Origin of the sequence: Raoultella sp. T31 (genome assembly GCF_002806725.1) — a bacterium.
Lineage (GTDB): Bacteria > Pseudomonadota > Gammaproteobacteria > Enterobacterales > Enterobacteriaceae > Klebsiella > Klebsiella electrica.
The window spans coordinates 23,147-30,130 of record NZ_PIBO01000052.1 but is presented as its reverse complement, the minus strand read 5'-3'; the positions used below and the strand labels follow the sequence as shown (position 1 = coordinate 30,130).

Sequence of the window (6,984 nt, the reverse complement as noted above, 5' to 3'; positions counted from 1 at the left end):
GCACGCCTGTTAAATTGCCCGACGGCGCTGCGCTTGTACGGGCCTACGGAGTTTGTGCAAATCTTCGAGGTGACGGGTTTTGTAGGCCGGGTCAGGCGCCGCCGCCACCCGGCAAAACGCGGGCGCCGTATGCACAACCGGCCTGTCATGGTTCTCAGAGGCGCTTCAGGAGAGCGCCCTGAATTGTCAACGGATCAATCCTGTTAAATTGCCCGACGGCGCTGCGCTTGTACGGGCCTACGGAGTTTGCGCAAATCTTCGAGGTGACGGGTTCTGTAGGCCGGGTCAGGCGCCGCCGCCACCCGGCAAAACGCGGGCACCGTATGCAAAACCGGCCTGTTATGGGCCTCAGACGCGCTTCAGGATAGCGCCCCGGATGGTCAACGGAGCACGCCTGTTAAATTGCCCGACGGCGCTGCGCTTGTACGGGCCTACGGAGTTTGTGCAAATCTTCGAGGTGACAGGTTCTGTAGGCCGGGTCAGGCGTCAGCCGCCACCCGGCAAAACGCGGGCGCCATATGCACAACCGGCCTGTCATGTGTCTCAGGCGGGCACCATATGCAAAACAGGATTGCCGTGAGGCACAGGCGCCCTGCTGGAGGGCGCTTTTTTATGCCAGCAGGCAGGGGCTAAGCCAGTCTGCGGCGCAGGAACCACTGCTCGGGACGGGCAAACATCACCAGATTACCCACCAGAATCAGCATCAGCCCGATAACCGCGTTGCTGTGCCAGACGTAGCCTTCGTAAAACGTTGAAATCGTCAGGGCCACCAGCGGGAACAGCAGGGTACTGTAGGCGGCTTTGCCGGCGCCAATCCGCCCAACCAGCGTAAAGTAAGCGCCGAACGCAATCACCGATCCGAACAGCGCCAGGTACAACAGCGCGCCCATATAGCTTAGCGTCCACTGGGGAGTGAAATCATCGCCGCGCACCAGAGCGATAGCCCCCATGACCAGGGTACCGTAGAGCATCGCCCAGCTGTTGGTGGTCAGGGTTTCCAGACCACGGCGCTGGTGGCGCATACTGAGCATATTGCCGAGGGAAAAACCGTAGGTTCCCAGCGCGCTGAGGCCAATCCCCCACAGCAGGGACGCGTTGAGCCCGTTGCTGAGCAAATCGTCCCAGAACAGCGTGATGATTCCCACAAGGCCGAGCGCGGCGGCAAGCCAGAAACGAGCGGGCGGCTGCTGACGGAAGAAAATAAACCCGTTGACGGCGTTAAACAGGACCGCCATGGAAAAAATAACCGATTCGAGGCCGGTATTAATGTACGCGGCGGCGGTATAAAAGCACCAGAAGTTGAAACAGAAGACGCAGCAGCCCTGTAGCACACAGAACAGATGATCGCGCAGCGCCAGCGGACGCAGACGACGAGTTGCCAGCAGAATCGCCAGCATCGTGACGCTGGCTACCGCAAAACGCCAGAAAATGGAGACCGGCGCGGAGACCGGCCCCTGTTGTAAAAAGATGGCAATCCACGTCGTGCCCCAGATAACAACCACCAGTCCGTACAGTATTGCGTTCAAAACATGTCTCCCATAAGCACACCAGGGACGCAGTGTGGCGGTTTTTGCGCGCCGTCGCTGTCATCCATGCGGCCTGGACTTGCAAATTCTTGCGCTTATTTTTGCCGAATGGCCGGAGAGATCTGGTATCCGCGGTCGACTCTTCATAGACTAGGGGCTCGCGAAATCAGATGTGTGAAGGTTATGGCATACGGGACGTTCGAAATATTACGCCGACAAAAAGCTGTCCTGCGGGAGACGGTGGAGCTCAACTCCGGTATTCAACTGGCGGCGTGGTATAACAATCGCGATACGGTCACGGTGCGCAGCGACCATCATACGCTGAGTCTGTATGTTGCCGATGGTTACGAAAGTTACCAGAAAACGCCGCAGGGCTGGAAAAATGGCGGCGGCCCGGATCGTTTTTGCCTGATGCCAAAAGGGGCGGAGAGCACCTGGGATATTCGCGGCGACCTCTCGTTCGTACACCTGTACTGTACCGACGAACATCTACGTCGGGTCGGCGAGCAGATCTGGGACCGCAGCCCGGCGTCGTTTAGCCTGCAGGAACAGACCTTTTCCCGGGATGATAAAATCACCGCCGTCTATCGCCAGTTTCTGCTCGATTGCGACTGGCAGCAGCAGGCCAACCAACTGACGCTAAGCTCCGCCAGCACGCTGCTGCTGACCCACCTTATTCAGCACTATTCGAACGTTCAGTGGCGTTTACCCACTGTCTCCGGCGGCCTGGCGCCGCACGTTCTGCGCAATCTGCTGGCGTGGATTGAGGAGCATCTGGATCAGCCGCTGACTCTGGCGGATCTGGCGCAGGAGGCGGCGCTCAGTGAATATCACTTCGCGCGGATGTTCCGGCAGTCAATGAACATGGCGCCGCACCAGTATGTGATGCAGCGGCGAATGGTTAAGGCGCAGGCGCTTATCTGCCACAGCGCCCGGTCATTGACCGATATCGCGATGGCCTGTGGTTTCAGCTCCGCCAGCCATTTCAGCAACCGGGTGAAAAGCGTCACCGGCCTGACGCCCTCACAATTACGCGCGGCGCAGCGCTGACAGCAGGGCGAAACTCACCCCGCCGAGCGCCAGTCCCCAGAAGGCCGAGCCGATCCCCGCCAGGGTCACGCCGCTGGCGGTGACCAGAAACGTCACCACCGCCGCGTCGCGCTCATTCTCCTGATTCAGCGCCTGAAACAGACTTCCGCCAAGCGTCCCGAGCAGCGCCAGCCCGGCCAGCATCTGAATCCACGCCGTCGGTAGCGCGGACATCAACGACGTAATCGATCCGCCGAACAGGCCGGCCAGCAGATAAAAACCGCCCGCGGCGGCGGCGGCCAGCCAACGTCGCTGCGGGTCAGGATGGGCCTCCGGACTTTGGCAAATTGCGGCGGTAATGGCGGCAATACAGATCGAATAGACGCCAAAAGGTGACAGTACCAGCGCCAGACCCGCGGTAGCGACAATCAGCGGCGACACGGGCACCCGGTAGCCGGAAGCCTGCATGGTGGCGAACCCGGGGGCGTTTTGCGAGGCCATGGTGACCAGGAAGAAGGGGACGCCGACGCTGAGCAACAGCGAAGGGGTAAACTGTGGCGCGATATATTCCGGGGCGACAAAAGCGAGGCTGATGTGCGTCCCGACGACATCGCCGGAGAACACGGCGATGGCGCCGCCGACCAGCAGCGCTGCCACCACCGCAAAGCGCGGGTACAGCGCTTTACACAGCAGCCAGGCTGCCAGCATCCCGCCGCACAGCAGCAGATGGCCTTCAAGGGTGGCGAAGGCCTGCAGACCGAAGCGCAGTAAAATCCCTGCCAGCATGGCGGCTGCGAGCGAGTGGGGGATGATTTTCATCAGCCGGGCAAAAAGGCCGGTCAGCCCGCATAGCACCATTAAGCCATTCGCAAAGATAAACACGCCGATCGCCTGGTGCAGCGTCACCCCCTGTAATCCGCTGACCAGCAGCGCCGCGCCGGGGGTCGACCAGGCGGTGAGGATCGGCACTTTGCGCCAGAGCGTGAGGGCCAGCGTGCTGACCCCCATTCCCAGCCCGAGAGCCGTCATCCAGCCAGCTATCTGACCCGCGCTGGCGCCAGCGCTGGCGGCGGCCTGCCAGATAATGGCGGCCGAACTGGCGTAGCCCACCAGAACGGCGATAAACCCGGCGAGCAGCGTCGGCAGCGGGAGTGAGAATGAGCGCATAGTGACCTCTTGTGCGTTATAGCGTCCGGTAAAATGTAGCACTGTGCGTTATAGCGCACAACCATCTTTCCCCGCTTTGCATGTCGCCGTCAACATCGTCCCGGACGTTCCCGGCGCGTTTCCCGACTAAACTCCCTGTAGAATCATACCAATGCGCGTATAATTTCCGCTGAGCATATCAGGAGGTGGAATGAATATTGCGCAACATCTGGCGACGACCCTGAAAACGCTGCGTCAACAGCGCGGCTGGAGCCTGTCGCGACTGGCGGAAGAAACCGGGGTATCAAAAGCGATGCTCGGGCAGGTTGAACGAAATGAATCCAGCCCGACGGTGGCCACGTTATGGAAAATCGCCACCGGTCTGAACGTGCCGTTCTCGGCGTTTATCGTCACCGATGAAGCGACCGCGCCGACCGCCTTTGACCCGCAGCAGCAGGCGATGGTGGTGACGCCCGTTTTCCCGTGGGACCCGGAACTGCGTTTCGACCATTTTTCGATTACTCTTGCCCCCGGCGCGCTCAGCGAATCCACGCCGCATGAGAAAGGGGTGATTGAACATGTGGTGGTGATAAGCGGTGAGCTGGATCTGTGTCTGCAGGGGAAGTGGCTGACGCTCACGAGTGGAGAGGGGCGGCGGTTTGCCGGAGACATGGCCCATGCCTATCGTAACCGCGGCGCGCAAACGGTCCATATTCACTCGCTGATACATTATCCCAAAGAAAAAGCCGCGGGCATTTAACCTGCGGCCAATCAAATGATTAATGTAACCACTCACAACGTGACGAGGAAAATCCGGAATACAAGATGACTGTAACTGTAGCCGTTTTGCGAAGGAAATACCTTTTCCTTCAATGCCTTGCTGGAAACTGAAAATTCACCCGTTCCGCGTGATGGAAAATGATTTCGTCTGTGCCCACTTCTGACTACAATAGCCGCCATTTCGACCCCCTATAACGGATAACGACGAGCGTATGCGCCTGCACAACCATCATCTTGAACTTCTTAGCCCCGCCCGCGATGCCGGGATCGCCCGTGAAGCGATTTTACACGGCGCAGACGCGGTTTATATCGGCGGACCGGGTTTCGGCGCACGCCACAACGCCAGCAACAGCCTCAGCGACATCGCCGGACTGGTGCCTTTCGCCCATCGCTACGGCGCGAAAATCTTTGTGACGCTGAATACGATTCTTCACGATGATGAACTGGAACCTGCGCAGCGACTGATTACCGACCTGTATGAAGCCGGCGTTGATGCGCTGATCGTGCAGGATATGGGGGTGATGGAGCTGGATATTCCGCCTGTTGAACTTCACGCCAGCACCCAGTGCGACATTCGCAGCGTCGAGAAGGCAAAATTCCTCTCCGACGTCGGCTTTAGCCAAATCGTGCTGGCGCGCGAGCTGAACCTGCAACAGATTAAAGCGATTTACGACAATACCGACGCGACGATCGAGTTCTTTATTCACGGCGCCCTGTGCGTGGCCTATTCCGGGCAGTGCAATATCTCCCACGCCCAGACCGGGCGCAGCGCTAACCGCGGCGACTGCTCCCAGGCGTGCCGTTTGCCGTATACCCTGAAAGATGACCAGGGCCGGGTGGTGGCGTACGAGAAGCATCTGCTGTCGATGAAGGATAATGACCAGACGGCAAACCTGGCCCAACTGATTGACGCCGGGGTGCGCTCCTTCAAAATTGAAGGTCGCTATAAAGATATGAGCTATGTGAAGAACATCACCGCGCACTATCGGCAGATGCTCGATGCGATTATTGAAGATCGTGGCGATCTGAGGCGTTCGTCCGCCGGGCGCACCGAACACTTTTTCGTTCCCTCCACCGATAAAACCTTCCATCGCGGCAGCACCGACTACTTTGTCAATGCCCGCAAAGGCGACATCGGCGCCTTCGATTCGCCGAAATTTATCGGTCTGCCGGTGGGCGAAGTGCTGAAAGTGGCTAAAGACCACCTCGATGTCGAAGTGAGCGAGGCGCTGACCAATGGCGATGGCCTCAACGTGATGATTAAGCGCGAAATCGTCGGGTTCCGCGCCAATACGGTGGAAAAAACCGGCGAAAATCGCTATCGCGTCTGGCCGAACGAGATGCCGGCTGACCTGCATAAAGTCCGCCCGCACCAGGTGCTGAACCGTAACCTCGACCATAACTGGCAGCAGGCTTTGCAAAAGACCTCCAGCGAGCGGCGGATTGCGGTGGACATCGAACTCAGCGGCTGGCAGGAACAGCTGGTGCTGACGATGACCTGCGAAGATGGCGTCAGCGTCACCCACACCCTCGACGGCGAGTTTGCCGAAGCGACCCACGCGGAGAAAGCGCTGGCGAACCTGCGGGACGGCGTGGCGAAGCTGGGGCAAACTATCTATTTTGCCCGCGATGTGCGGATCAATCTCCCCGGCGCGCTGTTTGTGCCCAATAGCCTGCTCAATCAGTTGCGCCGGGAAACGGCAGAACGGCTGGACGAGGCGCGGGTGAATGCCGCGCCGCGCGGCCAGCGTAAAGCGGTTTCCGTCCCGCCGCCGGTTTATCCCGAAACCCATTTATCGTTCCTTGCTAACGTTTATAACCATAAGGCGCGTGCGTTTTACCAGCGCTATGGCGTCAAGCTCATTGATGCGGCCTATGAAGCGCATCAAGAGAAGGGCGATGTGCCGGTGATGATCACCAAGCACTGCCTGCGTTTTGCCTTCAATTTATGCCCGAAACAGGCCAAGGGCTCGATTAAGAGCTGGAAAGCGACGCCGATGCAGCTCATTCACGGCGATGAAGTGCTGACGCTGAAATTCGACTGTCGTCCGTGCGAAATGCACGTCATCGGCAAGATGAAAAATCATATTTTGAAAATGCCGCTTCCGGGGAGCATCGTCGCCTCGGTCAGCCCGGATGAGCTGTTAAAAACCCTGCCGAAGCGGAAAGGCGCCTGATCGACGGCAGACGCTACTGGCGGAAGTGCATTTTCGGTTTGCGCGCATTCTGCCAGTGGTGACGCTCGCGCAGATCGGCGGCGGCCTCGTCCCGCTGGCTGCGCAGTTCATCACTATCGGCCTCGTGCAGCAGCTGCTGTTCGAGGCTTTGTACCGGGAAGTAGTCATGTCCTTGCTTGCGGGCCAGCAAATGGCCGGAAAATAACGCACACATCAGCACCAATGCCGAAACGCATCTCCTGAGCATATCTATTTCCAGTGACAGACGAGTGGGGCTACTATGCCCTGAATTTCTTGAGCTTTATTATCGGGTTATCAAAGAAGAG

The 6,984-nt window shown here is 58.9% G+C and carries 6 protein-coding genes; 3 read left to right on the top strand and 3 right to left on the bottom strand.

All coding sequences use genetic code 11. From position 1 onward, the window contains the following. Positions 1–629 precede the first annotated feature (629 nt). Entirely contained in the window at positions 630–1,526 is an 897-nt protein-coding gene (locus CWM52_RS23710) for a DMT family transporter (protein WP_100686330.1), read from the bottom strand. A gap of 183 nt (positions 1,527–1,709) precedes the next feature. Between CWM52_RS23710 and CWM52_RS23705 the strand changes: the two genes are divergently transcribed. Next, the gene (locus tag CWM52_RS23705) at positions 1,710–2,576 is read left to right on the top strand and encodes an AraC family transcriptional regulator (protein WP_100686329.1); all 867 of its coding nucleotides are present in this window, start codon (positions 1,710–1,712) and stop codon (positions 2,574–2,576) included. On the opposite strand, the gene CWM52_RS23700 is transcribed toward CWM52_RS23705, so the two are convergent. Beyond that, positions 2,556–3,764, bottom strand: coding sequence for a benzoate/H(+) symporter BenE family transporter (locus tag CWM52_RS23700; RefSeq protein ID WP_304528749.1), 1,209 nt, complete (start codon positions 3,762–3,764; stop codon positions 2,556–2,558). The two genes, CWM52_RS23705 and CWM52_RS23700, sit on opposite strands and share 21 nt — an antisense overlap. A 148-nt stretch (positions 3,765–3,912) precedes the next feature. Between CWM52_RS23700 and CWM52_RS23695 the strand changes: the two genes are divergently transcribed. Continuing rightward, positions 3,913–4,461, top strand: coding sequence for a helix-turn-helix domain-containing protein (locus CWM52_RS23695; RefSeq protein WP_100686327.1), 549 nt, complete (start codon positions 3,913–3,915; stop codon positions 4,459–4,461). A gap of 232 nt (positions 4,462–4,693) precedes the next feature. Beyond that, complete coding sequence (locus tag CWM52_RS23690) at positions 4,694–6,658, top strand: peptidase U32 family protein (protein WP_100686326.1); 1,965 nt, start codon at positions 4,694–4,696, stop codon at positions 6,656–6,658. Positions 6,659–6,671: 13 nt separating this feature from the next. Here CWM52_RS23690 and CWM52_RS23685 read toward each other — a convergent pair whose 3' ends face one another. Beyond that, entirely contained in the window at positions 6,672–6,905 is a 234-nt protein-coding gene (locus tag CWM52_RS23685; RefSeq protein ID WP_100686325.1) for a DUF2554 family protein, read from the bottom strand. Between the last annotated feature and the right edge of the window lie 79 nt (positions 6,906–6,984).

What these genes read in the sequence shown, in the direction of transcription:
- CWM52_RS23695 (WP_100686327.1), top strand. Translation starts at nt 3,913, where the DNA reads ATGAATATTGCGCAACATCTGGCGACGACCCTGAAAACGCTGCGTCAA.
- CWM52_RS23690 (WP_100686326.1), top strand. Translation starts at nt 4,694, where the DNA reads ATGCGCCTGCACAACCATCATCTTGAACTTCTTAGCCCCGCCCGCGAT.
- CWM52_RS23705 (WP_100686329.1), top strand. Translation starts at nt 1,710, where the DNA reads ATGGCATACGGGACGTTCGAAATATTACGCCGACAAAAAGCTGTCCTG.
- CWM52_RS23685 (WP_100686325.1), bottom strand. Translation starts at nt 6,905, where the DNA reads ATGCTCAGGAGATGCGTTTCGGCATTGGTGCTGATGTGTGCGTTATTT.